At 52.3% G+C, this 1,131-nt stretch carries 1 protein-coding gene; it reads left to right on the top strand.

The annotated features are described in order from the left end of the window. Positions 1–57 precede the first annotated feature (57 nt). The coding region (locus AS26_RS13600) for a hypothetical protein (protein ID WP_157068523.1) at positions 58–1,131 on the top strand (1,074 nt) is incomplete at its 3' end.

Raw genomic sequence — 1,131 nt, 5'->3', positions numbered from 1 at the left:
TATTTCCTGGTTGCTGACGCCGTCGTAAGAAGAACCAAAGTACCAAGATATATTCCGGTGCGAGAGTTGCTCAACCTTGATCCCAAGAAGGACAGTGACGAAGAGAAGCTGCGACGGCTTGCGACCGAGGTCAAGCAGCAAGGTCTATGCAAACACATGGATACCATGGAGATTTACGCGCGGCTGGACCGAGTGCGTAAGATACGAGATGCGGATGTGGTGACCATTACGGTGGACCATGAACTGGAGGATGTAGTGGAAATTTTCTCGCGTCTCAACAGTAAGGGAACTCGGGTGACGGAAGCCGATATTTACTTGGGTGTGGTATCTGCGCGTATGCCGGGGTGGGTTCGCGAACACTTTTTGCCTTACTTGAACACTCTGAAGGAATCGGGTTTTGCCATCAGTCCAAATCTGTTGTTTCGATGTGTGACAGCTGTCGGAATTCAAAAAGTCCGGTTTAAAGAAATCGACGATGCTTTTTGGAATCCGGCTTACATCCGTCCCGCGTGGGAGCGAACGAAACAGGCGTGGCCCGAACTCATCGCCCACTTTCGGCAATATGGGATATTGAGCAGTATGCCCCTTCCAACCGAGGCCGCGCTCGTCACCATGGTGGCGTTGCTCGACAAATTCCCAGACGGCCCCTTCAATCTGGCACTATACTGGTTTCTTCAGGCTTCGCGCTTCGGGCGGTACAGCGGATCGAGCGCAGCTAACTTATCCGAGGACGTGCGCGACGCTACACAGTCGGAATCGATGGAGGAAGCGGTCGCCAAGCTGTTAAGCAGGTTTGATCATCAACTGCCAGTGACTGCCGAGGACTTCTTGCGCAACTACCGCGAAGCGAAGTTCGGACGCTTTCTCCTTTACCTTCTGGTTTACCATCAGAATGCGCTAGATTGGGATGATCGTGACCATCGGCTTGGATTCGACGGGATCGAAGCAATGGCGGATTTTCGGCCGCAGTGGCATCACATATTTCCGAGAAAATTTTTGGAGGGTAAAATTCCGGAGGACAGAATCGACGCACTGGCGAATATTGCGGTCATCGGGCCGAAGATCAATATACGCATCAGCGCCAAGTCGCCGATGGACTACATATCACGCTATCGGATCTCAGTGGAAAAG

This window comes from Alicyclobacillus sendaiensis NBRC 100866 (assembly GCF_001552675.1).
GTDB classification, from domain to species: domain Bacteria; phylum Bacillota; class Bacilli; order Alicyclobacillales; family Alicyclobacillaceae; genus Alicyclobacillus; species Alicyclobacillus sendaiensis.
This window is presented reverse-complemented; position numbering and strand designations above follow the sequence as displayed.